The organism is Planctellipticum variicoloris (assembly GCF_030622045.1).
In the GTDB taxonomy this organism is placed as follows: Bacteria; Planctomycetota; Planctomycetia; order Planctomycetales; family Planctomycetaceae; genus Planctellipticum; species Planctellipticum variicoloris.
The window spans coordinates 4,246,245-4,271,751 of sequence record NZ_CP130886.1 but is presented as its reverse complement, the minus strand read 5'-3'; the positions used below and the strand labels follow the sequence as shown (position 1 = coordinate 4,271,751).

The window sequence follows — 25,507 nt, the reverse complement described above, 5'->3', positions numbered from 1 at the left end:
GGAATCACCCGACCCCGGAGTGCCTGCGGCTCCGGGGTTAAGTTTTACGATGATTCGGGAAATGCTTCAGCCTGAGGCCGCCAGCCGCGGAATGACATTACCGGCGCACAGTTTCATGGGCCGGCCGACGGGGGTCAGCAACTCCTTGGCGTAGTCGACGCCCAGCGCCTGCAGAATTGTGGCGTACAGGGCCGGAACTTCGATCGGGTCGCTGGGATCCTTTCTCTGACCGGTCGGATCGGTTTCGCCGATCAGGACGCCGGATTTCAATCCGCCCCCCCCCACCAGGCAGGAAAACCCCGTGGGCCAGTGATCGCGTCCGTCGAGGGGATTGATCTTCGGCGTCCGACCGAATTCCCCGATCACCAGCACAATCGTCGATTGCCAGAGATCCCGCTGAACCAGTTCCTGCACGAGGCTGGCGAGGGCCGGGTCCAGATCCTTCGCCCGGTTGCGATGGGCCAGGAAATTCTCGGCGTGGCTGTCGAATCCGTTCAGATTGACCTCGACCGAGCGGACCCCGGTTTCCACCAACCGGCGGGCGACCAGGCAGCCGCGGCCGAAGTCGCTGTCGCCATAGGCCAGTTTGACCGCTTCCGGTTCGGCGCTCAGATCAAAGGCATCGAGCTGTTCCGAGGTCATCATCCGCAAGGCGGCTTCGATCGTATGCTGATGCAGAGTCGCATCGACTTTCCGCCTGCGACCCTGGGCAAACGACTTTCCGACAACGTCCAGGTTCGCGAGTCGGCGTTGCTGCCGTTCTTCATCGACGCTTTTTTTCAGGTTCTGGGCGTCCTGCCCCGCCGCGGCGATGCGATAGGGGTCGAAGCGATCTCCGAGGAATCCGCCCCGCGACGGGAACTCGGAGTTCCCCAGCGAGACGTATTGCGGAATCTCGATTCGGTCGTCGGGTCGTTCGTGGACGGCGATCGCTCCCAGGCTGGGGTGAATCAGCGTCGGATCGGGACGATACCCGGTCTTAACCATATAGGTGCCCCGTTCGTGGTCGCCTTCTTTGGAAACCAGCGAGCGGATCAGGGACAGGTGGGCCATCTGTTCCGCGACCCGCGGATACAGGTCGGCAATCTGCACGCCCGGCAACGTTGTCGAGATCGCCCCCGTCGGTCCGCCGATTTCGGTTCCGGGATGCGGATCCCACGTTTCGAGCTGGCTCGGCCCGCCGGCCATCCAGAGCGTGATCAGGGACTTCTGCCGTTCGGCGCCGCGGCGTTCCGCCGCCCGCAGGCCGAGTCCCGGCACGGCGAATGACAGCCCCAGCCCGGCGGCCAATTGTAAAAAATGTCGTCGATGGAGGTTCATGATGGTCTCGATCCCGGTATTGCGTAGGGTCCGCTGTGAGGACCATTCCGATGGGATGAATCGAACTCGGGGAATTTCGGTCCGCACACAGCGGACCCTACGGTCAGTGCAACCAGCAGAACTCGGCCGCGTTGAACAGGGTCCAGTAGAGATCCTGGATCACCGGTCCGCGGGCATCGCCCTGAAGGGGCGCCAGTTGCGATAAGAAGTGATCGCGTTCTTCGGCTGTTGGTCGCCGGGTCAGGCAGGTCAGGAAACTGATTTCGATGGCCGCTTCGTCGGTCGGCGCCATCACGGCAATTCGTCCGGAGGCGCTTACCGGGCTGAGTTCGCTCATTTCCTTCGAGAATTCCCCGTTCATCCGCAGCAGCGCCTGCGGGACGGTCCCGGACCGTTCCTTGAGCTCTTCGTCTCCCAGGTCGCCGTAGTCGCGGACGAAATCCCGTTCGCGGGCATATCGAATGATTCTCAGGAACAGGTGCGAGTTCTGGTCGGTCGTCTTAATCGCGGAGGCCTGGAGCATCGAGCCGATCATCTGTTCCGGACGGAGCCGGGAGAGCGGAAAGACCGCCCAGTTGGATTCGAGGGTCTCGCCTGCTTCGCCTTCATCCCAGGCCGGATGCGACGAGGAAAGTCGGAATGTCCGGGACGCCGTCACCAGGCGGATCAGCCGATGCAGATCGTAACCGTGCTCCCGGAAGTCCCGGCCCAGGATGTCGAGGACGTCCTGCTCCTCGGCCGTTTCCGGCGGATCCGGCAGGTCGTCCACCGGGCTGATCCACGGGCGGCCCAGCGCGAGACCCCAGATGCGATTGGCGATGGCCCGCTCAAAACGTTTGTTGTCGGGGTGCGTGACCCATGCGGCGAGCCGTTCCCGAGACGTTCCTTCTGCCGGCCACCACTCCTGCGCAAACGGGACCGCGGGGGAAACTTCTCGTTTTGCGAGCGTCATCCGGTCTTCGACTTCGAACTTCTTGTTCGGATTGTCCTGAATCCCTCGCACGGTGACTTGCGCGGAGGAAAAACAGGCGGCGAGTCCCTCGAACTGCTGCTGCTTCCACTCGGCGAAGGGGTGGTTGTGGCACTGAGCGCAGTCAATCCGCTGTCCCAGAAACGCACGAACCGTCCGTCCGGCGAGCTTGTTCGAGTCGAGATTTCCTTCGTCCGCTGCGGATGTGGTGAAGTTTGTGGCGGGGGTGTCGGTCCAGAGACCTCGGCCGGCGATCAGCTCGCGGGTCATCTCATCCCAGGGGCGATTCTCCAGAAACTGCTTCGAGAGCCACGCGTTGAAACGGTCCCGGCGGAACAGGACGAACTGCCCGTTCTCGGCGCCGGCCAGCACCCGCGAGAACCGCTCGGCAAAGTAGTCGCCAAACCGCGGATCCTGCAGCATCCGCCCGGTCCAGCGATCAATCCGGTGCGGCTGGTCGTCGGCCTCGAACTGCCGGATCGTTTCCAGCGACGGGACGGTGCCGTGCAGGGTCAGGCTTAACCGACGGAGTACGGTCAGATCGTCTGCGGGTTGGGCGGGAATGAGTCCCTCCCGTTCCCAGCGGTCGGTCAGGGCGCGGTCGACCGCCGCCAGCGACGTGGCAAACGAATCGTCTGCAATCGGCTGTTCGGGCAACGGCAGCGTTTTCGGGGGGCGTCCGGACCAGCCCACCAGTCCCAGCACGCCGAGCACCACCAGGAGCGGCAGTCCAAACTGTTTCGGGCGTGGTAAAGTCGGCATTTGCCGATTCTCCGAGAAGTGCGTGCTGGAGGAGCGTGTCACGGCCTCCGTCTTTCCAGTCTACCTTTCCGGGACAGGCCGGGTTTCATTTTCGGGCGTCTCCGAGATCCTGCAACCTGCCGCGGCCCGATGGGGTAAGTTGGAATGATCGGCCGGAAACCGCTGGCCCCGTCGGAGAAGACCCTATGACGTCTGCGACCCTGGAATCCGCCGTGCCCGCCCCCCCGATCTTCGACGAGCCGCCGGAGGAGCGGGTCATCAATGAGGCCCCGGTGGCATTGTCCGACGATGCATTTGTGTCGGAATCGCGCTTCGCGGCGGTTCCTCCGTGCCCCATTCCGTGGCGAAACCCGTTGCGGTTTGTGGCCTGGGTGACCGAAATCGGTTTCGGCCTCATCAGTCTGTTCCTGTTTCTGTCAGTGCTGGCCGCACTGCCGCTGTTCAATTTCCTGGCGCTGGGATATCTGCTCGAAGCCGAAGGACGCGTTGCCCGGACCGGCAAGCTGAGGTACTGCCTGCCGTTGCTGCCGCTGGCTTCACGACTTGGTTCGATTGCAGTGGGCGTCGCCCTCTGGCTGATTCCGGTCCGCTGGATCTCGGATGCCGCAGTCGATGCGGCGATCATCGCACCTGGTTCGGGCATTGCCGGGGCCTGGCGGATCGGGGCATTTCTGGTTTCCGCCGCCGTCTCCCTGCATCTGATCCTGGCCTCGTCGCGCGGCGGTAGCTTCGGCTGCTTCTTTCGACCGCTCAAGAACGTCCTCTGGCTCCGGCGGCAGTTCCGCGAGGGGGACTACTGGCTCACGGCGAACGCTGCGGTCCGGGACTTCTTCAAGTCGCTCCAGATTCCCGCTCACTTTCTCCTGGGGCTGAAAGGCTTTGCCGCCGCTTTCATCTGGCTGGCGATTCCTACCGCACTGTTTGCGGTGATGCAGGATCCGAGCCAGCCGGGGCAGGTGATTCTGACGCTGGTGGGCGGGGCGCTGCTGATTCCAGTCCTCGCCTGGGCGCCATTCCTGCAGGCCCGACTGGCGTCCGAACGGCGGTTTGCCGCCGGTTTTGAACTCCGGGCGATCCGCGAGGCCTTCCGGCGGACGCCGATCAGCTTCCAGCTCTCGATCGTGCTGCTCTATGCTCTGTCGCTGCCGCTGTATTTGTTCAAAGTGGCCGCCTTGCCGCGGGATGCGATCTGGCTCGAAACGCCGATCTTTATTGCATCGATCTATCCGGCCCGTATTCTGATCGGCTGGGCGTACGGCCGGGCCGTGCGAAAGACGACCCGAAGCTGGATATTACTGCAATGGACAATGCGACTGCTGCTGGCGCCGCTGCTGGCGTTCTACGTCTTCCTGCTCTTTTTCACTCCCTCCATCGGCGCCTACGGTCGGCGGGTGCTGTTCGAGCACCACGCCTTGCTGCTGCCTGCACCATTCTGATTGCCGCCGTCTGCTGCGGAATCGCCACGGCCGACGACGAGCGCGTGCTGCTGGTGCAGCCACTGCGGATTGCGGGCGAGAAAGTTCAGTTCGAGCACGAGTTTGACCGGATCAACGGTCCGGTTCAGCGGATCAATATCTCGGACGACAAGTCCCGACGGATTGTCATTCTGGATCGACGCAACGTGGCTGTGGATACGAGCGCAGAGATTCGACGCGGAGTCGGCCACATCGTTCCGATCCTGGTGGAGGGGACTGCTGATCGGGCTGGCTCCGTGAAGGATGGCGTCGGAAAGATCGCAGACGCCGAGGATTTGTCGCTCGCTCCGCTGGCGGAGCGAATTGCAGGCCGGGACAGTCCGCTCTGGCTGCCGGCGTGCGACCTGATCTCTGCCGAAGACGGCAGGACGTTGATTCTCGACGAATCCTTCGAACCGTATTTCTCGGAGCTGCAATCCCTGGAAATCGCCGCGATGACCGGCGAGGCCGTCGCCGGCGACCTTGCCGCGTGCCGCGCGGAAGCTCGGCGGCGGTTTGTGGCGGCGGTGCTCGAATTCACGCCTGAAGAGGCTGAAGCCGTTCGCTGGTTTGTCGGCCAGATTCGCGAGGTCTGCCGCGAGCAATACGGACTGCTCGCCGACACTCCCTGGCGGTTTCTCAAAGTCCGCGGCGACCTGTGTGCCGGTTTCCCGCACACGCGCGCGACGTACATCGTGACGAGCGAGCGCTTTCTGTCCCGGATTGTCGCGGCGCGGCAGGAGACTCGGGAAAAGGCGCTCAGCACGGTCGGGCGGACGTTCATCCACGAGCAGATCCATGTCCTCGAACGGCAGTTGCCCGCTCGTTTTGCCAACCTGGCGGAAACCGTAATGGGCTTCCGCCGGGGGCAGGTCACGGCAAATGCGTGGCTGACGGAACGGCAGATGGGAAACCCGGACGCCCTCGATCTCGGCTGGTTGCTGCCGGTGAAATCGGCGGACGGAACCGAGCGGGTGGTCTGGCCGCGGACGTTGCTCAAGTCAGATCGCCCCGTCCCGCGGATGGGGGCGGATTTCTGGCCGGTGGCGGTCGATGTGGAGCGTCAAGGCGACGGATGGCAGGTCGTCGAAGCGGACGGCGAGCCCCGGCTGCACCCGCTGGCGGAGTTCCGGGAGCCCCTCGAAGCGATGCTGGCGCCGCCGGGCATCGACCATCCGAATGAAGTGGCCGCCTATGTTTTCGAACGAGTCTTCGTCGAAGACTGCGTCCCGGCCGCGAATCGCACCGCCGACCCGCGGCTCGCGCGGTACCGGGCCTGGTTTCGTGAGTACCTGAGGTAGGTGCCCCCACGGCCGTAAAGCACGAAATTCGAAACTCGAAATCGGGGCCGCATTTCAGGCTCAATTCGGTGGGGTGGCTGGAGTCGGAGTCCTCGACGACCCAGCCTGCGATGTCTCGCGCTGAATGTTGCTGGCTTGTGTCGCGTCTGCGGGGGTTGGATACTGCAAGTCTGAATGCCCCTGGTTCTGCGGGGCTCCCCCTCGACTTCGTCGCAGATTCTCCCCCGGATGTCAGCTTCTTGAGGACGGCAGGTTGTCTCCGCTCGCCGCTCCGCGATCTCGAGCCCGCCCGTCCCTTCTGGCAGGGACCGTCGCAGCCCTGCTGCTCATGCTGGAGGCGATCAAGCTCGCCATGCTGGAAGGGGGCGGACCGGCCCCTGTGGACGGGGATGCGATCCTGTACTGGCGGCTCGGGGCGCAGGTGGCCCGGGGCGACCTGTGGATGATCGAGAATCCGGTCGGTTTTCGAACCCCCGGCTATCCGTGGTGTCTGGGGGCGATTCAGGCGGTTTGCGGGGCCGCGAGCTGGCGCGTCGTCGGCGTGCTGCAGTATGGCGCAGTCTGGATCGCCACGCTGCTGACCGGCTGGTGGGTGTGGCAGTTGAGCCGGCAGATCTGGCTGGTGAATGCGGCGCTCGCGCTGCGCTGCGTCAGTCTGGCGGCTCCCAGCTTCGCCGGGACGATCCTCACCGAATCCTTCTACGAGCCGGTGTTTCTCGGCACGCTGATCCTGCTCACGGGACGATCGCCCAAACGGGTCTGGCTGCGGTGGGGGCTGATTGGAGGCCTGCTGGCGCTGGGGACCATCATCCGGCCGGCCAACGCCGGGATTGCCCCGGTCGTGGCCGCCGTCGCACTGCTGGAGTCTCTCCCGCTGGCAACCCGGGGCGCGCAGCTTCGCGGTCTGGCGTTCCGACTGGCAATCGTCGGCGTCATGGGCGGATTGATTGTAGGGCCGTGGTGCGTCAGGAATCAGCAGGTGTTCGGGAAATTCTCTCCGTCGATCTTCCTTGGTCGCGAGCTGTGGATGTCGGTGTTCGGCCCCGGGCGTCCCACGGGGCCTGCGCTGCCGGAGACCGAGGAGGGAAACCGGGTGCGGAACCTGCTGGGAGACCGGGTTCATGGGGACGATTGGCGCGTGAACTGGACGACCTCGCACGCACTCACCGGATCGGGGCTGTCGGATGCGGAAGCGGATGAACTGATGCAGCGGGTGGCGGTGCAGGGGTTCTGGACCGCTCCGCTCCGAACGACCTTCCGAGCGATCTGGCGGCAGATTGACTTCTGGCGAACGACGTACGATCGAAAGTTGTATCTGTACGGCGATGAATTGACGGCGGAGTCGACCCCGGTCGGACAGACCGTCTGGGGGACGGCTGAGGCGAGGTCTCGCCGGGCGGAATGGCTTGATCGGGGGCTGGAAAACCGGTTGCTGGCGATCGAACTGGGGAGTCTGGCGGGACTTGTCGGAGCGGTGGGATTGCTGCTGCTGCCCGGCGTCTGGAGGGCCGGCGTGGTGGTGGTCCTGACGCTGCTGGTGATGGATCTGCTGTCGGGGGCGCTGGATATTCCGAACTATCGGCTGCGAATGGTTCTGGAGCCGGTCCTGATCGTCGGCGGACTGGTGGGCTGGAAGTGCTGGGCGAAGGTGATCGGCCGCGGACTGCGGGTCTCCTGGCAGGAGACCTCCCATGTCGGCGCCTAGTGCGGCGAGTGCGCCCGCGACGCCGCCTCAGGGGCCGCACCGCGGAGTTCTCTCCGTGATCGTCCCGGCGTACAACGAGGACCGGACGATCGATCTGATTCTCGAACGGATCCTGGCGGTGCCGCTCGTCGGGCAGGTGGTCGTGGTCGACGACGGTTCGAGCGACGAGACGGCGGTCTGCCTGGCAAAGTGGAAAGACCGCCCCGAAGTCGTCGTCTGCCAGCACCCGCAGAACCGCGGCAAAGGGGCCGCCATCCGGACAGGGCTGTCGCGGGCGGACCGGGACTACGTGATCATTCAGGACGCCGACCTGGAGTACGACCCGCAGGATTATCCGGCCCTGCTGGCGCCGCTGCTGGCGGGGACCGTGGATGTGGTTTACGGCTCACGCTATCACGCGGTCCAGACGCAAGGCTTTCGGGGGCGATTGATCGCGACCGGCGGGATTGCGGTGATCAATTCCCTGGTTCGCTGGCTGTACGGCGTCCGGCTGACCGACGAGGCCACGTGTTACAAGGTCTTTCGCCGGCGGGATCTGGACCGAATGGAGCTCGTCTGCGACGGATTCGAGTTCTGCCCCGAAGTGACCGCCAAGGCGGCCCGGATGGGGCTTTCGATCGTCGAAGTCCCGATCCACTACTCGCCGCGGACGGTGGCGGAAGGGAAGAAGATCCGCCTCCGCGACGGCTGGACCGCCATCAAGGCTCTGTGGCGCTGGCGCCGGTGGCGGCCGGAGCGCCAGTAGTCGGGCGGCGGGGGCCTCGGCAGACATTTTCGGACCGAGGGACTAAGATACCTGGTTCGGAAGACTCAGGCCGGCGGGCGGAAGATCAGTTCCGGGCAGGACTTGCGTTTTTCAGCTTCGTTCGCGGAAGAAGAAGATTTCACCGCGGAGACACGGAGGACGCGGAGAAGAGGTCAGAACCACGAATTGCACGAATGAACGCGAATGAAATCTCTCAGAGATTCCACCCTTCGCGGCTCGTTTTTTCGAGGGATTGTCTCTTCTTGGCGTCTTTGCGTGAAATCTTCCGTCTTGGAATTTGAACAGACCAGCAGGAAAGACGGGCGGACATGTTTCAGAAGGTTGGCGACGCTGATTTGATCCGTGGCGAGCACGAGATGCTCAAGTTTTGGACGGACCGGGCCATTTTCGCCAAACGCCGGGCGCTGAATGCCGGTCGTCAGCCGTGGAGCTTTCTCGACGGGCCGATGACCGCCAACAATCCGATGGGGGTCCACCACGCCTGGGGTCGGACCTACAAGGACGCCTTTCAGCGTTACTGGGCCATGAACGGCCGCGACCTCCGCTACCAGAACGGCTTCGACTGCCAGGGACTGTGGGTCGAGGTGGAAGTCGAAAAGCAGCTCGGCCTGGGCGCCAAGAGCGCCATCGAAGAGTTCGGCGTCGACAAGTTCGTCTGGGAATGTAAGAAGCGCGTCCTCAAGTACGCCGCGGTACAGACGGAACAGTCCGTCCGTCTGGGTTACTGGATGGAATGGGACGACCCGGAGCAGCTCCGCAAATTGGCCGAAGCGATCGGCACCGACCGGCAGGTGGAGTTCGTTCCTCCGAAGCAGCCGGACACGACGGTTCGCGACACCGCCGAGCGCATCGTCGAGCGGCTGGGGAGCCTGGAATGGGGTGGCAGCTACTTCACGTTTTCGACCGACAACAACGAGACGATCTGGACGTTCCTCAAGAAGTGCTTCGAGCGCGGCAAGGTCTATCGCGGTCACGACGTGATGCCCTGGTCCGGCCGGGGGGGCAGCGCCTACAGCCAGATGGAAGTTGCGGATGGGCGGAAGCTGACGGTGCATCGGGCGCTGTTTGTGAAGTTTCCGTTGCTGGCGGAGGGCGTCGATCGTCGATCGTCGATCGTTGATAGTCAGACGAATTCGAAATCTCCGTCCATCAACGATCAACCATCAACGATCAACGAGTCCCTCCTCATCTGGACCACCACCCCCTGGACGCTCACCAGCAACGTGGCGGCGATGGTCAATCCGGACCTCGAATACGTGAAGTTGCGGGCCAAGCGGGACGGGGCGGTCTATTTCTTCGCCAAGGACAACCTGGAGTACCAGCGGCTGGCGAAGGAATTCAAAGAAGGCTTCGGCCGCCCGGAATGGGGCTGGCCGAAGGATTGTCCGAAGCTCAAAACCCTTTCGCAGATGTTCAAAGAGCAGGGGGGGTATGAGGTCGAGGGGACCGTGCTCGGCAAGGAGCTGATTGGCCGGCAGTATGTCGGGCCTTTCGATGACCTGGCCGCCCAGCAGCAGCCGGGAGGTTCTCCAGCACCTGCTCCGGCGGACCTGAAGCCTGATGCTCCGAGCGCCGTCGCTTGCCATCGCGTCATCGACGGCGGTCGCGATTTCAAAGGGAATCCCAACGTCGTCGCTGGCGAAGGGACGGGCATCGTCCACTCGGCCCCCGGCTGTGGGGATATCGACCATCAGATCGGCATGGCGAACGGCCTTGTCAGCATCGCTCCGCTGGGCGAAGACGGCAGGTTTCTTTACGGCTTCGGCGAATTCACCGGGCGGTCGGCGACCGATCCGGAAACCGTCGATCTCGTCATCCGCCGGCTCAAGGAAAAGGGGCTGCTGGTTGCCGAGGAAAAATATCCGCACATCTATCCGTTCTGCTGGCGCACGGGCGACGAACTGGTGTTCCGGCTCGTCGACGAGTGGTTCATCAACATGGACTGGCGCGAGGAGATCATGGACGTCACCCGGCAGATCCGCTGGCTGCCGGACAGCATCCAAGGGCAGGATCGCGAGGTGGAATGGCTCTCCATCATGCGCGACTGGATGATTTCTAAAAAACGCTTCTGGGGCCTGGCGCTGCCGATCTGGGTCGACCCCGCCAATCCAAGCGACTTTTTCGTCGTCGGTGATCTGAAAGAGCTGGAGGATTTGGCGGTTGAAGGCTGGGACGAATTTCAGGGGCATACCCCGCATAAGCCGTGGATCGACAAGGTCAAGATTCGTCGCAAGGAGAATGGGGAATCCGTTGGCCCCGTTCTGCATCGCGTGCCGGACGTCGGCAATCCGTGGCTCGACGCGGGGATCGTCCCCTTCAGCACGCTGGGCTACAACTCCGACCGGGACTACTGGCAGAAGTGGTTCCCGGCGGATCTGGTGACGGAGTGTTTCCCGGGGCAGTTTCGCAACTGGTTCTATTCGATGCTGGCCCTGGCGACGATGATGCGCCACGAAGAGGCGACCGCCGCCGACAAGCAGCCGTTCAAGACCCTCCTCGGACACCGCCTCGTGATGAACGAGGAGGGGAAGCCGATGCACAAGTCGGATGGCACCGCCATCTGGTTCGAAGAAGCGGCCGAGCAGCTCGGCGTCGACACCATGCGCTGGATGTACCTGGCGCAGAACCCGGCCAGCGACCTGAAATTCGGCACCCGGCATCCCGACCAGAAGGTGACGCTGCCGACGCTGAACGGCCCGACCGACCGGACGATTGATGGCGTGGAAACCTGCCTGGTCACGAGCAGCCCGAGCGACGAAGTCCGTCGGCAGGTGCTGTTGCCTCTCTGGAACAGCTACGCATTCTTCGTGAACTATGCCCGGCTGGACGGGTTCGACCCGACTGTGGCGCAGATTCCCGTCGCCGAGCGGCCGGAGATCGACCGCTGGATTCTGTCGAACCTGCAGGCGCTGATCGGCGGCATGCGGGCCGCTTGGGAAAACTACGATTCCCCCGAAGCCTGCCGGCTGGCCGCGGGTTTCATCGACGACCTGTCGAACTGGTACATCCGCCGGAATCGCCGCCGGTTCTGGCGCAGCAGGGATGCCGGCGATACGGACAAGCTGGCAGCCTACCAGACTCTCTACGACGTCTTGCTGACGCTGGCGAAGCTGCTCGCACCGATGATTCCGTTCCTGTCAGAGCGGATGTACCAGAATCTCGTTGATGGTCGATCGTCGAACGTTGATGGAAACTCAAATTCCGTCTCTAACCATCAACGATCAACCATCAACGATCAACCCGAATCCGTGCATTTGTGCGATTACCCGACCGTCGACGAAACACTGCTCGACGCGGGGTTGAACGAGCGGATGGCGCTGGCTCAGGTAGTGGTGAAGCTCGGGCATAAGCTGCGGGAAACTGCCGATCAGCGGGTCCGGCAGCCACTGCCGGAATTGCGGTTTGCGTCGACCAATCCCGGCCAGCGCGAATCGATCGAACGGCTCGCCGACGTGATCGGCGACGAGCTCAACATCAAGCAGGTCACCGGCTGCGACAGCCTGGCGGATATTGTCCGCTATACCTATCGTGCCAACCTCAAGACATTGGGGCCGAAGTACGGCAAGCTGCTCAACCTGCTGCGGGAAAAGATTCCGACGCTGCCCGACGCCACTTTGACGGCACTCCGCGAGGGACAGTCGGTCACCGTGAATCTCGATGGCAACGAGGTCACGCTGGCTCCGGAAGACGTCCAGGTTGGGACGGAACAGGCCGCCGAGTGGGTTGTGGCTGATGAACGGGGCGTGCAGGTCGCCCTGTCGTTGCACCTGACACCCGAGCTTCTCCGCGAGGGGATGGCCCGCGACTTCATCCGCCAGATTCAGCAGTTGCGGAAGGACGCCAACCTGGAGATTGAACAGCGGATCCGCATCGGCTACGCCTCCGACAGCCTGGAACTGGCCACGGCGATCGCCGAATGGGGCGACACGATCCGCGGCGAAACCCTCGCCGACAGCCTGACCGCCAGCGAAGTCCCCGCCGAGTCCAAGTCGGTCTCCGTCGGCGACGCGAAAATCCAGATCTGGATGGAAGCGGTCTAAATGGTATCCTGAGCCACCTTTTCGGCGGGTGCGTTTCGACGCACCCGCCGGAGAAACCCTCAGGAACCTGCCATGCCGAAGGTGACGTGCGACGAATGCGGCACGCGGTTCGTGATCCACGATCACGAAATCAGCGCTCCCTGTCCCGGCTGCGACGCCCCGAAACGGAACCCCAAGCGGGCCGGGGAGGGGGGCGGCAAGGCGAAAGCCGCGGGGGTCAAATGCCCGCTCTGCAAGAAGACCCTCGCGCCGGGGGTGAAGTTCTGCGTCGCCTGCGGCGTCGACGTCGGCACGGCGGACGCGGGGGACAAGTTCCTCGCGGGGCAGGCGCTGGATGCCGCCTCAGAACGCAGCCGCAACCGCTTCTGGTGGCAACTCTGGTTTGCCCGCTGGTTCCGCTTCTGGCGGTGATTTTCTGAAGAGAAGATTTCACGCAGAGACGCAGAACAGAACGCAAAGACGCAGAGTTGACGAAGAGGATTTACCGCGGAGCGGCTGTGTTGTTGGTCAAGGTGGATTTGTGAGATTTACGCATTTTGGAGTCCGTGGTTCCAGGCGGTGTCGGATTTGATCATCGCGTTGAGGATGGTCAGGAGTTTGCGGATGCAGGCGGTGAGGCAGACCTTGCTTGGCTTACCGGCGTCTTTGAGTCTGCGATAGAACGGTCTGATGACGGGGTTGCAGCGTGAGGCGGTGAGTGCCGCCATGTAGAGAGCGGAACGGACGGAGGCTCTGCCGCCGCGGATGGATCTGAGTTTGGAGGACTTGCCGCTGTCGCGGTTGTAGGGGGCGACGCCGACGAGTGCTCCGACCTGCTGGCGGTTGGCGTCGCCGAGTTCGGGGAGTTCTCCGAGGAGCACGGCGGCTGTCCGTTTGGCGATGCCTGGGACGGAGGTCATGAGTTCGACGCGGCGTTTGGCATCGGGGTCGGAGTCGCAGAGATCGTCGATCTGTTTTTCGATGGCAGTGATGCGTATTTTGAGCATGTTTCGGGTTTGCTCGATGTCGTCTTTGACGGCCTTGTCGCGAGCGGCTTCGAAGTGATTGGACTCCTGGACGTGGAGGTCGACGAGCTGCCGTCGGCGAGTGACGAGTGCGTGGAGTTTGAGCTGGAAATCGGAGGGTTTTTCGGTGATCTGGAGTTCGGCGACCTTGGAGTAACGAACGAGGACGCGTGCGTCGATGGCGTCGGTTTTGGCGATCCATCCGGCCCCTGTGGCAAAGGCGCGGACGCGGATGGGGGGCACGACGGCGACGTGATACCCGTGATCGTTGAGACAGAGGAAGGCGTCGAAGTGATAGGTGCCGGTGGCCTCCATGACGACCTGGCAGCGGTCGGGTGGGGGGAGCTGCTTGAGGAGTTTCAGGAAGCCCTTGAGGTCGTTGTCGACGGCCAGGAGGGAAGAGGAGTCGGACATGGCGACATCGAGTCGTGCCTTGGAGACGTCGATGCCGATGTGGATGCGGGGGTCGATGGCGTGTTCCCAATCTCGTAAATGCGAGCTCGGAGAGTTTCGAGAACGCTTCCGGCTCAAACGGCTGTTCGGGCTGGTACGACCATGCCGACGACGATCCAGCTCCGCGGCGGGCTCTGAGGCCCCAGACGCGATCGATCTGTCGCCGGCCGCGGGGGGGGCCGCTTCGTCGCTACGCTCCGAAGCGGCCCCCGCCGCGTGTCCCATGACACCACACGGGGTAGATGGATTCAACATACGAGACGCGGAGGACGCGGAGAGGAGATCCGGAGAATGAAAAGTGAATATTGAGTCGTGATGAGTGCAAAATGTCTTTAGGCCGGAGCCGGCTGCTTCAGTGATATTGGGGATCTTCTTGATCACTTTATTTAGTAATGCTCAATGCTTACTTCTACTTTCTTTCTTCGGTTTTCTCCGCGTCCTCCGCGCCTCCGCGGTGAAGTTCTCTTCGCCTTCTTTGTATTTCAATGTGCACCGCCTTGAAATCCGGTTCTCCGGCTGAATCCTTGACGGATTCCCATTCCGCGGCCGCTCTTGGTATCCTCTGCGAACTCTGAATTTCCTCTGCGTCTCTGCGAGAAACGACTTCTCGGGCGACGCCAATCGTGCGAAAGACCGACCAGCATGACCGTCAGCGCGGCCCCCCGACGGGCACTCATCAGTTGCAGCGACAAGTCCGGCCTCGTCCCCTTCGTCCAGGGGCTCGTCGAACTCGGCTTCGAGATTATCTCGACCGGCGGCACCCGCAGCCTGCTGGCTCAGATGGGGCTCTCTGTCACCGATATCTCCGAATACACCGGCTTCCCAGAGATGATGGACGGCCGGGTGAAAACCCTGCATCCCCGCGTCCACGGCGGCCTGCTCGGCCGGCCCGATCTGGCGAGCGATGCCGAATCGATGCAGGCTCATGGCATTCAGCCGTTTGAGCTGGTGGTGGTGAATCTCTATCCGTTCGTCGAGACGATTTCCAAGCCTGGCTGTACGCCCGCGGAAGCGATTGAGCAGATCGACATCGGCGGGCCGAGCATGCTCCGTTCGGCGGCGAAAAACCATGTTTACGTGGGGGTTGTGACTCGCGCGGACCAGTACGACCAGGTTCTGGCAGCTCTGAAGCAGGGGCCGCTGCCGGTCGAACTTCGCCGGGAACTGGCTGCGGCCGCGTTCGAAATGACGGCGCGCTACGACCGGGCGATCGCCGATTACATGTCGACACTGGTCCGCGGCGACGGCACTGGGCAGGACCCCGACTTTCCGTCGCAGCTCAGCCTGCATTTCGAACGCCGGAGCTCGCTCCGCTATGGCGAAAACCCACATCAGCGGGCGGCCTTCTATGTCGAGCAGCATCCGGCCCCGGCGAGCCTCGCCGCGGCGCAAGTGCTGCATGGAAAAGAGCTTTCGTACAATAATCTCCTGGATCTCGACGCGGCGATGCAGATCGTTCGCGAGTTCCAGCAGCCGGCGGCAGTCGTCATCAAGCACAACAACCCCTGCGGTTGCGCGGTGGCGGCGCATCTGTCGGAAGCCTACGAGAATGCCGACGCGGGCGATCCGATCAGCGCCTTCGGATCGATCCTCGGCTTCAACCGGCCGGTGGATCTGGCCACGGCCGAGCAACTCTGTGCGGCGGGGCGATTTATTGAAGCCGTGATTGCGCCGTCTTATGAGCCGGCGGCGTTTGAAATGCTGACCACGCGTCCCAAGTGGCGGGCGAACGTGCGGCTGCTGCAGTGTGCGGGGATGCTCGATCCGCGACCGATTACCCAGGACATGCGACGGGTGACGGGGGGATTGCTGATTCAGGACCGGGACGAAGCGACGGATCCGCAGGACGAATGGCGGGTCGTCACGGCTCGGCATCCCACGCCGGAAGAGTTTGCCGACCTGCACTTCGCGTGGCTGGTGTGCAAACACGTCAAGTCGAATGCGATCCTGCTGGCGAAACAGGGGCAGGTCGTCGGAGTCGGAGCGGGTCAGATGAGTCGTCTGGACTCGTCGTACATCGCCTGTCATAAGGCGGGGGACCGGGGCAAGGGGGCGGTTTGCGCCTCGGACGCTTTCTTCCCGTTCCGCGACGGGATTGACGAGCTTCATGAAGCGGGGGTGACCGCGGTGATCGAACCTGGCGGCTCGAAGAAGGACGATGAGGTGATCGAGGCCTGCAACGAATACGGCATGGCGATGATCTTCACGGGCCGCCGCCACTTCCGGCACTGAAATTGTCTTGAATGTTCACGGAATGGTTTCGGGCGTTCACGTCTTTCCGTTCCGCCGTTCCATTGAATCCTCGTGCGCTCCTGATACACTGCGTCCTCAGGAAAAAGAGTTGAAACGTGAGTTTGTGAACAGCGGGGCTGCCATTGCACCCTCAGCCGGGATGGGATTGACCCGGCACAGTCGTGGCGATCTCTTTTCCTTGCAGCAGTTCCCGCGAAAACAGGGTTTGTGAAATGTCGATCACGAAAGAACGTAAGACGGAAGTCATTCAGGAGTACCGTCGCAGCGAAGCCGACACCGGTTCGCCTGACGTGCAGATTGCGGTCACCACCGCGCGGATTAACGCGCTGACCGAACACCTGAAGGGCCACATGAAGGATCACGCCAGCCGTCGCGGTCTGCTGATGCTGGTCGCCAGGCGCCGCCGCCTGCTCGACTACATGAAAGAGCATCATACGGCCAAGTACTACGAGCTGATCGAAAAGCTCAAGCTGCGTAAGTAGTTCCGCAGCGCGCCACGCGGCGCTTCTCCCCGGCTCGTCCGCGCGAAGTCTTGCGTGGCGTCCTGCTGTACGCCGTGCGGGGTTGCGCGCTGTTTTGCCGGCTCACTCTGGAGCCGGCCGGCGTTTGACGGTTGCCCCCTGCGGCTGCCTCCGCCCAAAACTCTTCGAATGCACATCTCTCTAATCTGCAAGGTCTTCCCGTGAAAGTGACTGTAGAAACCCAATTGGCCGGCCGGACGCTCAGTCTGGAATGCGGCGAAATCGCCAAGCAAGCCGCCGGCGCCGTGATGATCCGCTACGGCGATACCGTCGTCCTCGTCGCCGCCCAGGACGGGCCGTCCCGACCTGGAACCGATTTCTTCCCGCTCACCGTCGATTACCGCGAACGGACGGCTGCGGCCGGCAAGTTCCCCGGCGGCTATCTGAAGCGCGAAGGTCGTCCGACCACCCGCGAGATTCTGACCTGCCGCCTGACCGACCGTCCGATTCGTCCGCTGTTCCCGGAAGGGTATACCGACGAAGTCCAGATCATGTCGAACGTGATGTCTGTGGATCAGGAAAACGATCCGGACGTCCTGTCGATCAACGGCGCCAGCGCAGCGCTCACCGTGTCCTCAATGCCGTTCCAGGGGCCGATCGGCGCCGTGCGGGTCGGTTGCATCAACGAAGAATTCGTTCTGATGCCGACCCGCACCGAACTGGAGACGAGCACGCTGGATCTGATCGTGGCGGGTTCGAAGGATTCGGTCCTGATGATCGAGGGCTTCGCCCACCAGTTGCCGGAAGCCGTGATGGCCGACGCCATCATGTTCGGGCACCGGGCGATTGTCGAGATCTGCAAGCTGCAGGAAGAACTGGCGAAAAAGCTCGGCAAGGCCCCCGTGGCCGCCCCCGAGATCGCCGTCAACCCGTTCGCCGCCGCCCTCAAGGAAAAGGCTTACGCCAAGCTGCGTGAGGCGAAGACGGGCGGCGACAAGGCCGATCGTCGTGGCGCCGTCGGCGAACTGAAGAAGGCGCTGATTGCCGAGCTGTTCCCCGAAGACGCCGCCGAAAGTCCCCAGGGAGGGACGCGAGCGCAGTTTTCAGAGGCGTTCCACGCGCTGGAAGCCCGCGTCGTCCGCGACCTGATTCTGGAAGGCCGCCGGCTGGACGGGCGGACTCCCGCCGATCTGCGCGGCGTGACCTGCAGCGCCAGCGTGCTGCCGCGCGTCCACGGCTCGTCTCTGTTCACCCGCGGCGAGACCCAGTCGCTCTGCACGGTCACGCTGGGCACCGTCCGGAACGCTCAGAAGATCGACGGCATCTTCCCCGAGTATTCCAAGCGGTTCATGCTGGACTACTACTTCCCGTCGTACTCGGTCGGCGAATGCCGTCCGATTCGCGGACCGGGCCGGCGTGAAATCGGCCACGGCTGCCTGGCGGAGCGATCCGTTCAGTCGGTGCTCCCGAGCGAAGAAAAGTTCCCGTACACGATTCGGGTCATCTCCGACATCACCGAGTCGAACGGCAGCAGCTCGATGGCCTCGGTCTGCAGCGCGACGCTGGGGCTGATGGACGCTGGCGTGCCGATTACCCAGCCGGTGGCGGGGATCTCGATCGGCCTCGTGAAAGAGGCGGATCGCTTCGTGCTGCTGACCGACATCATGGGTGACGAAGATCACTTCGGCGACATGGATTTCAAGGTCGCGGGAACTCAGAAGGGCGTGACCGGTATTCAGCTCGATCTGAAAATCGCCGGCATCAACGAGGAGATTATCCGCAAGACCCTCGAACAGGCTCGCGGCGCCCGCATCGACCTGCTCAAGACTATGCTGACGGCGATCCGCCGGCCGCGTCCGGAACTGTCCCCGCTGGCACCGCGTCTGCTCCGCACGAAGATCGATCCGTCCAAGATCGGTCTGCTGATCGGTCCGGGGGGCAAGAATATCCGGGCGATCCAGGAGGAAACCGGCACCCAGATCGACATTCAGGACGACGGCACCGTCATCATCGCCGGCGAGCGCGGTCCCGGCGCCGAGGAGGCTCTGGCCCGCGTCGAAGCGATGACCGAGGAGATCAAGGTCGGCCGGATCTACAACGGCACGGTCGCGTCGATCAAGGATTTCGGCGTGTTTGTCGAGATCGCTCCGGGCAAGGACGGCCTCTGCCACATCAGCGAGCTGTCCGACGGGTACGTGAAGTCGATCGACGAAGTCTGCAAACTGGGCGATAAGATCCAGGTGAAGGTCATCGCCGTCGACGAGCAGAACCGCGTCAAACTGTCCCGCAAGGCGGTGCTGGCGGAAACGGGTCAATCCGACGGCGGAGCCGAACGCAATTCGGGCGACGCCGACGCCTGAGCGGCGCCAGTATCGACCGGGAATGAATGAGCGACGGGCGGGGTCGAACCGAAGGGTTCGGCCCCGCCGTTCGTAGCGGGGCCGAGTCTGGAAGCCGTCACATTCTCCGCGGATGATTCGACCATGACCGTCGATCACGCCGAACTCGAAGTCGAGCACCGCAAGTTGCAGGAGCGGTACGCCGAGATCGCGTCCCTGGCGGGGGGCCTGGCGCATGAGATCCGCAATCCACTTTCGACGATCGTCCTCAGCCTGGACCTGATGGCGGAGGACCTGCAAGGAGCGGAAACCCAGCGGGATCGACGCCTGCTGCAGAAGGTGAGTACCGTCCGGAAGGAATGCGACCATCTGGAACGGATCCTGGAGGACTTTTTGCAGTTCGCCCGCGTCGGCCGGCTGAATCTTGAACCGGCGGACCTGAATGAAGTCGTCCGTGACTTCATCGAGTTCTATCAGCCGCTGGCTGCCGAACAGCGGATTGAAATCAGCCCGCATCTGGGGATCGATCTCCCTGCCGTGCTGCTGGATCGTCAGCTATGGCGGCAGGTGTTGCAGAATCTCTCGCGCAATTCGGCCCAAGCGATGCCTGACGGGGGCGTGCTGGAACTGCAGACGTTTGCGCGAGATGGTCGGGTCGTGCTGGAGATCATCGACAACGGTCACGGGATGGACGCCGCCACGCAGGCGCGGATGTTCGAGACGTTTTATTCCACCCGGTCTCAGGGCAGCGGACTCGGGCTGCCAACGGTCCGAAAGATCGTGGAAGGTCATCGGGGCGAAATCGATTGTGAGAGCGCCGTCGGCCGCGGAACGCGTTTTGTGATCACCCTTCCTGCGCTCCTCCCGTGAAAACCGGCCTCCCGCCGGGTAGACTTGGACGGATTCGCACCCGCCGCCCGAACGGTAACTCCAGCAGTCTTCCATCGCCATGTCCGCCGCCGAGGCTGAAACTCCCGAATTGCCCGGTCAGTCCATCCGCGTTCTTGTGGCGGATGACGACGAGGCCCACGCGCAGGCTGTCGCCGAAAGCCTGCGCCGCGTCGGGTACGATTGCACCGTCGCCGGTTCGGGGCAGCGTGCGGCTCACCTCGTCGAGAGCCAGAACTACGACGTCGTCGTCACCGATCTGATGATGGACGACATCGACGGGCTTGAGATTCTGCGGAAGACCAAGCAGGAGCTGCCCGACGCGGAAGTAATCCTGTTGACCGGTCACGCGTCGATCAAGACGGCGGTCGCCGCCGGGCAGCATGGCGTCTTCAAGTACCTGACGAAGCCGCTCGATATCAAGGAGCTGCGCGAGACGGTTGAAAAAGCCAGCGCGCGTGTCCGGCTGCTGCGCAAGAACGCCGAGCTCAACCGCCGCCTCGACGAGAAGTTCGGCTTTGAAGGGGTCGTCGGCGACAGCACCGCCATGCATCGCGTGGTGGAGAAGCTCCGTAGCGTCGCGCCCACCGACGCCACGGTCCTGATTCAGGGGGAAAGCGGTACCGGCAAGGAGCTGGTCGCCCGCGCCATTCATCAGAACAGCGACCGGAAGAACAAACCCTTCGTGCCGCTGAATATCTCCGCGCTGCCGGAAAGCATTCTGGAGAGCGAGCTGTTCGGCCACGAAGCCGGCTCTTTCACGGGGGCGACGGCCCGGCGGATCGGGAAGTTCGAGTACGCCAACGGCGGCACGCTATTCCTGGACGAGGTGGGGGAGACTCCCATGTCGACGCAGGTCAAACTGCTGCGCGTCCTCGAAGATCGGAAAATTACCCGGCTGGGCGCGAACGACGAGCACGATATCAATGTCCGTCTGGTGGCGGCGACGAACGCCGACTTGCTGGAAATGGTCAAGAAAGGGACCTTCCGCAAGGATCTCTATTACCGGCTGTCGGTCGTGACCGTGTTCCTGCCGCCTTTGCGCGAAAGGCGGGTCGACGTCCCGTTCCTGGCCGAGCATTTTCTCAAGCAGTTTTCCGCCCAGATGCACCGTCCCGCCCCGACGATTACCCGCCAGGTTCAGCAGGCGCTCATGGCGCATCCTTGGCCGGGAAACATCCGCGAGCTGAAAAACGTCGTGCAGGGGATGCTGGTGATGGATGCAGACGGTCGTCTGGACGTCGACGACCTTCCCGACGAAATTGCTCCGGTCGGACTGACCGCGGACGACGGCATGGCGCCGGGCGGCCGCAGCGGAGCCGACCAGCTCGTTGGCAAGCCGCTCGATCAAGTCGAGAAGTATTACATCGAACGGGCTCTCGAAATTACCCAGGGCAAACGAGACGAGGCCGCCCAGATGCTGGGGATTGGCGAGCGGACGCTGTATCGCAAACTCAAAGAGTACGAGATCAAGGGCTGAGGCCCGCCTGGCGCTCGTCGTCGACCGGCCTCATGTCTTTTCCTGCTGTGGATGAAGTTCATTGTGACCACTGCCCCGGATGGCCTGTTTTCTGCGACGGATCTCGAGAACTTTTCCCGCGACGGCTACGTTGTCGCCCGCGGTCTGACCACCCCGGAGTTTGTCGGCAGGATGCGGGCGGTCACCGACGACGGTCTGAGCCGGCAGATCGGTCCGATCGAATACGAGGCCGACGTCAAGTATCCCGGCTCCCCGGAATCGCTCGACGCCCGCGGCGGCCGGACGGTCCGTCGGCTCAAGCAGGCCTTCACGCGAGACTACGTCTTTCTCGAATGGGTCATGCAGCCTGTGATTCTCGGGCGGCTGCAGCAGTTGCTCGGTCCGAAAGTCGTCAGTCCGCTGGCTCATCACAACTGCATCATGACCAAGCATCCGGACTTCAGCAGCGAAACCGGCTGGCATCAGGACATCCGCTACTGGGCCTTTCAGCGGCCGGAGCTGGTCAACGCCTGGGTCGCGCTCGGTCCGGAAACGCAGGACAACGGCTGCCTGCAGGTCATCCCCGGAACGCACCGCCTCACCTACCAGCCCGATCAGTTTGACGAGCGGACATTCCTCCGGCCGGACCTGCCTGTCAATCAGCCGCTGATCGCGACGAAGCAGTTCGTCACGCTCCAGCCCGGCGACGTGCTGTTCTTTCACTGTCTGACGTTCCACGCCGCGACCCGCAACTTCTCCCGTGAGACGAAGTACTCGGCGGTCTTCACGTTTCGCCCGCTGGACAATCCGCCGAAACCCGGCACGCGGTCGGCGGACTATCCCGAACTGCTCCTGACGCCGGGCTGAAAGGAGCTGCACCGTGGAAATTCGCGAACTGACGGCGCTGCTGGAAAGCTGGCATGCCGGCCAGGTGCCGGACGCCGGACTGCTGGAGCAACTGCGTCTCCTGGCGACCGTCGCTCCCCGGTTCGACGACGTCTCCATCGACCTCGATCGCGCCGGCCGCTGCGGTGCACCGGAGGTCGTCTATGCCCCGGGAAAGTCCATCGAAGCGATCGCCGCCGTCTTCGAGGCTCAGCAGCAGGCGGGGCAGCCGTCGCTGGCGACGCGAGTCTCCGCGGAACAGGCTGAAGCCCTCGCCGGGCTGTTTCCCTCCGCGTCCCACAATTCCACCGCCCGCACAATTTCCCTCGGGCGCCTTGGAGAGGCAACGACCCGTGGGCGCGTGCTGGTCGTCACCGCCGGAACCACCGACCGCCCCGTTGCCGAAGAAGCCTGCGAAACCGCTCGCTGGCTGGGCTGCGAAGTCGAGCTGCTGACGGACGTCGGCGTCGCCGGTCCGCATCGATTGTTTCAACAGCGGCAGCGATTGCAGACCGCCGACGCTATCGTCGTCGTGGCCGGTATGGAAGGGGCATTGCCGTCGGTCGTCGCCGGCTGGGTCGCAGTCCCCGTGATCGGGGTGCCGACCAGCGTCGGCTACGGGGCCAGTTTCGGCGGCTTCTCGGCCCTGCTCAGCATGCTCAACAGTTGTGCTGCGAACGTCAGTGTGGTCAATATTGATGCCGGGTTCAAAGGGGGCTATCTGGCGGGACTCATTGCCCGCCAGGCTGCCGCCGCCCGCGCCGCAACCTGAATCAGGACCTCGACAGGAGCCTCGCCATGTCCGCAGCTCCGGAACTTGTCACTCGTCTCCCCGCCGTCCCGCCTCGGCCGGTCGACTCCCACAAAGGAACCTTCGGCCGCACGCTGATCATCGCCGGCAGCCGCGGGATGAGCGGCGCCGCCTGCCTCGCCGGCCTCGGCGCACTCCGCGGCGGGGCAGGGCTGGTCTACGTGGCCGTGCCTGTCGGCATCCAGTCCATTGTTGCCGGCTATGAACCCAGCTACCTGACCTGCGACCTGCCTGAGGATGGAGACGGCCAGCTCGCTGCCTCCGCATTCCAGTCGTTGCAGCCCAGACTGAGCGGCATGTCCGCCGTCGCCATCGGTCCCGGTCTTGGCCAGTCTCCCGGAGTCCAGCATGTCGTCAGGCATCTGTATACAACGGCCGCCTGTTCGCTGGTCGTCGATGCCGACGGGTTGAATGCGCTTGCCGGGACTTCAGCACTCGATTCATTTCCTACGGCGGCGCGGATCCTGACGCCGCATCCGGGCGAGTTCGCCCGTCTGTCGGGACTCTCCTTGGAGGAGATCCAGTCCAGTCGCGAAACCGTGGCGCTGGAGTTTGCGCGGCGTTCCGGAACAATCCTGTTGCTCAAAGGCGCCAGCACTGTCGTGACCGACGGCCGCCGGCTGGCCATCAACGACACGGGCAATCCCGGCATGGCGACTGGAGGCTGCGGCGACGTGCTGACAGGTGTCATCGCGGCTCTCCTGGCTCAGGGAATCTCGCCGTTCGAGGCGGCCCAGCTCGGCGCGTGGCTCCACGGCCGTGCAGGAGACATGGCGGCCGAACACCTCTCCTGCTGCGGCCTGATCGCCTCCGACCTCCCCCGGTATGTGGCCCGCGCCTGGAACGAACTGCCGCGTTAACCGGGACGAAGATTTCACGCAATGACGCAATCGGTATTTCCAGCGAATAGGGAATAGCGAGTAGCGAGTAGCGAGTAGCCAGACAGGAAGGCCGATCGCTGATTGCCAGAGAAGAGGGCTGGCTCGCAGTCTTCTCTGGCTCCAGACTCTCGGCTTCTTTCGACATTCCGCCTTCGACATTCGACATTTTTTGCGTCGTCGCGTTCTGTTCCGCGCCGTTGCGTGAAATCTTCTCTCCGTCCTCAAAGTCCTCCGTCCCTTTGAGCTTTCCCCAGTCACTCGGCTATCATATTCGGGATGACTGATTCGTCCCTTCGAACCCGGAGCGCGTACTGATGACCCGTCCCTGGCTGTCTTCCCGCCGGTCCTTTCTGCAGCAGTCTCTCGCCGCCGGCATCGGACTGCCGCTGCTGGCCCGCTCCGCTCAGGCCGCTGCGCCGAGCGACATCATCCGTCACGCGAGCTTCGGGGCGTCGGGCATGGCCGGGGCCGACCTGGGGGAGATCGCGAAGCATTCCAAGGTCAAGCTGATCTGCGTCGCGGAAGTCGATACCTCGCGTGCCACCAAGCTCAAGGAGCAGTTCCCCGATCTGCGCGTCTACCAGGACTGGCGGCAGATGCTCGACAAGGAGCATAAGAACCTCGACACCGTCAACGTCTCGACCCCGGACCACATGCACGCCCCGATGGCCATGTCATCAATGCAGCTCGGCCTGAACGTCTACTGCCAGAAGCCGCTGACGCACAACATCGCCGAGTCGCGGGCGCTGACCGAGTACGCCCGCGAGAAGAAGCTCGTGACGCAGATGGGCATTCAGATCCATTCGTCGCGCGAGTACAAGACCGCGATCGCCCTGATTCAGCAGGGAGCCATCGGCAAGGTTCATACGGTCCACACCTGGAGCAGCAAGAAGTGGGGTGACCCGACGGGCAAGCCCACCCGGAGCGATCCGGTTCCCGCCACGCTCGACTGGGACATGTGGCTGGGCGTTTGTGAGACCAGGCCGTTTGTCGGCGGCGGCTACTACCACCCCGGCAACTGGCGGAAGCGGGTCGACTTCGGAACCGGAACCTTCGGCGACATGGGCTGCCACATTTTCGATCCGGTCTTCGGCGCCCTGGCCCTGACCGGGCCGACGACTGTCCGGTCCGAAGGGGCGCCCCCGAACGATTACAACTGGGCGACCGACGCGATCGTCCGCTTTACCTTTCCGAAGACTCCGTACACCGCCGAAAAGGGAGTCGACATCACCTGGTACGACGGCGACCAGCGCCCGCCGCAAGATGTTGTTAAGTCGGCCGTCGGCGATCGCGCGCTGCCCGATCAGGGCTCGCTGTTTCTGGGGGAGAAGGGGGCCATGATCCTGCCCCACATCGCCATGCCGATTCTGCTCCCCGAAAGGGACTTCGCCGGCTACGACGTGCCGAAAATCGACGGGGAAAACCACTGGCATCAGTTCATTGACGCCGTTCGCGGCGAAACCAAAACGTCAACGACGTTCGACTACGCCGGTCCGCTGACGGAATCGGTTCTGCTCGGTTGCGTCGCCACCCGCTTCCCGAAGACGACGCTCGAATGGGATGCGCCCGGCCTGAAGTTCACGAATCTGCCAGCCGCCAACGCCTTCCTGAAACGCCCGTACCGCAAAGGCTGGGAAGTGCCGGGATTGGGATGAGAATGCGAATAGAGAATGGCGAGTAGGGAATAGCTGGAGAAGAAGGCTGTTCGCGGGTCGCAGATTGCCAGAGAAGACGGCTGTTTCGTCGTCTTCTCTG

Annotated in this window: 18 protein-coding genes; 15 read left to right on the top strand and 3 right to left on the bottom strand. The window is 63.4% G+C overall.

The genetic code is table 11. The features are described 5' to 3' along the window. Positions 1–66: 66 nt before the first annotated feature. Both SH412_RS16595 and SH412_RS16590 read right to left on the bottom strand, forming a co-directional pair. On the bottom strand, positions 67–1,320 hold the full coding sequence (locus SH412_RS16595) for a DUF1501 domain-containing protein (protein ID WP_336519135.1): 1,254 nt from the start codon (positions 1,318–1,320) through the stop codon (positions 67–69). A 103-nt stretch (positions 1,321–1,423) separates the two neighbouring features. Continuing rightward, the gene (locus SH412_RS16590; protein ID WP_336519134.1) at positions 1,424–3,052 is read right to left on the bottom strand and encodes a DUF1549 domain-containing protein; all 1,629 of its coding nucleotides are present in this window, start codon (positions 3,050–3,052) and stop codon (positions 1,424–1,426) included. A gap of 185 nt (positions 3,053–3,237) precedes the next feature. On the opposite strand from SH412_RS16590, the gene SH412_RS16585 reads away from it, so the two are divergent. The 6 genes from SH412_RS16585 (at position 3,238) to SH412_RS16560 (ending at position 12,729) form a co-directional block, all read left to right on the top strand. Further along, complete coding sequence (locus SH412_RS16585) at positions 3,238–4,488, top strand: hypothetical protein (protein WP_336519133.1); 1,251 nt, start codon at positions 3,238–3,240, stop codon at positions 4,486–4,488. Between the two features lie 44 nt (positions 4,489–4,532). Next, entirely contained in the window at positions 4,533–5,807 is a 1,275-nt protein-coding gene (locus SH412_RS16580; RefSeq protein ID WP_336519132.1) for a hypothetical protein, read from the top strand. A 253-nt stretch (positions 5,808–6,060) separates the two neighbouring features. Beyond that, the gene (locus SH412_RS16575; RefSeq protein ID WP_336519131.1) at positions 6,061–7,512 is read left to right on the top strand and encodes a hypothetical protein; all 1,452 of its coding nucleotides are present in this window, start codon (positions 6,061–6,063) and stop codon (positions 7,510–7,512) included. Continuing rightward, a complete protein-coding gene (locus SH412_RS16570; protein ID WP_336519130.1) occupies positions 7,499–8,257 on the top strand; it encodes a glycosyltransferase family 2 protein in 759 nt (252 codons plus the stop codon). Before SH412_RS16575 ends, SH412_RS16570 begins: the two co-directional genes overlap by 14 nt. A 329-nt stretch (positions 8,258–8,586) precedes the next feature. Further along, the gene (locus tag SH412_RS16565; protein ID WP_336519129.1) at positions 8,587–12,318 is read left to right on the top strand and encodes an isoleucine--tRNA ligase; all 3,732 of its coding nucleotides are present in this window, start codon (positions 8,587–8,589) and stop codon (positions 12,316–12,318) included. A 72-nt stretch (positions 12,319–12,390) separates the two neighbouring features. Continuing rightward, a complete protein-coding gene (locus SH412_RS16560; RefSeq protein WP_336519128.1) occupies positions 12,391–12,729 on the top strand; it encodes a hypothetical protein in 339 nt (112 codons plus the stop codon). A 116-nt stretch (positions 12,730–12,845) separates the two neighbouring features. Here the strand turns inward: SH412_RS16560 and SH412_RS16555 are convergent, their stop codons facing one another. Then, positions 12,846–14,000: an IS110 family RNA-guided transposase gene (locus SH412_RS16555; RefSeq protein ID WP_336519127.1), complete on the bottom strand. Its 1,155-nt coding sequence runs from the start codon at positions 13,998–14,000 to the stop codon at positions 12,846–12,848. Between the two features lie 417 nt (positions 14,001–14,417). Here SH412_RS16555 and purH point away from each other — a divergent pair, with 417 nt between their 5' ends. The 9 genes from purH to SH412_RS16510 all read left to right on the top strand — a co-directional run bounded on the left by purH (position 14,418) and on the right by SH412_RS16510 (position 25,407). Continuing rightward, positions 14,418–16,007 (top strand): bifunctional phosphoribosylaminoimidazolecarboxamide formyltransferase/IMP cyclohydrolase, encoded by a 1,590-nt coding sequence (purH, locus tag SH412_RS16550; protein WP_336519126.1) that lies wholly within the window; start codon positions 14,418–14,420, stop codon positions 16,005–16,007. A gap of 233 nt (positions 16,008–16,240) precedes the next feature. Continuing rightward, positions 16,241–16,510, top strand: coding sequence for a 30S ribosomal protein S15 (rpsO, locus tag SH412_RS16545; RefSeq protein ID WP_336519125.1), 270 nt, complete (start codon positions 16,241–16,243; stop codon positions 16,508–16,510). Between the two features lie 200 nt (positions 16,511–16,710). After that, positions 16,711–18,849 (top strand): polyribonucleotide nucleotidyltransferase, encoded by a 2,139-nt coding sequence (gene pnp, locus SH412_RS16540; protein ID WP_336519124.1) that lies wholly within the window; start codon positions 16,711–16,713, stop codon positions 18,847–18,849. Positions 18,850–18,972: 123 nt separating this feature from the next. Next, a complete protein-coding gene (locus SH412_RS16535; RefSeq protein WP_336519123.1) occupies positions 18,973–19,698 on the top strand; it encodes a sensor histidine kinase in 726 nt (241 codons plus the stop codon). A gap of 79 nt (positions 19,699–19,777) precedes the next feature. Continuing rightward, positions 19,778–21,196, top strand: a complete 1,419-nt coding sequence (locus SH412_RS16530; protein WP_336519122.1) for a sigma-54-dependent transcriptional regulator — start codon at positions 19,778–19,780, stop codon at positions 21,194–21,196. A gap of 63 nt (positions 21,197–21,259) precedes the next feature. Beyond that, positions 21,260–22,042, top strand: coding sequence for a phytanoyl-CoA dioxygenase family protein (locus SH412_RS16525; protein WP_336519121.1), 783 nt, complete (start codon positions 21,260–21,262; stop codon positions 22,040–22,042). 13 nt (positions 22,043–22,055) lie between these two features. Next, positions 22,056–22,832, top strand: coding sequence for a nickel pincer cofactor biosynthesis protein LarB (gene larB, locus SH412_RS16520; protein ID WP_336519120.1), 777 nt, complete (start codon positions 22,056–22,058; stop codon positions 22,830–22,832). A 26-nt stretch (positions 22,833–22,858) separates the two neighbouring features. Beyond that, positions 22,859–23,731 carry an NAD(P)H-hydrate dehydratase gene (locus tag SH412_RS16515; RefSeq protein ID WP_336519119.1) on the top strand — a complete coding sequence of 291 codons (873 nt, stop codon included), beginning with the start codon at positions 22,859–22,861 and terminating at the stop codon, positions 23,729–23,731. A 335-nt stretch (positions 23,732–24,066) separates the two neighbouring features. Beyond that, complete coding sequence (locus tag SH412_RS16510) at positions 24,067–25,407, top strand: Gfo/Idh/MocA family protein (protein WP_336519118.1); 1,341 nt, start codon at positions 24,067–24,069, stop codon at positions 25,405–25,407. Positions 25,408–25,507 lie beyond the last annotated feature (100 nt).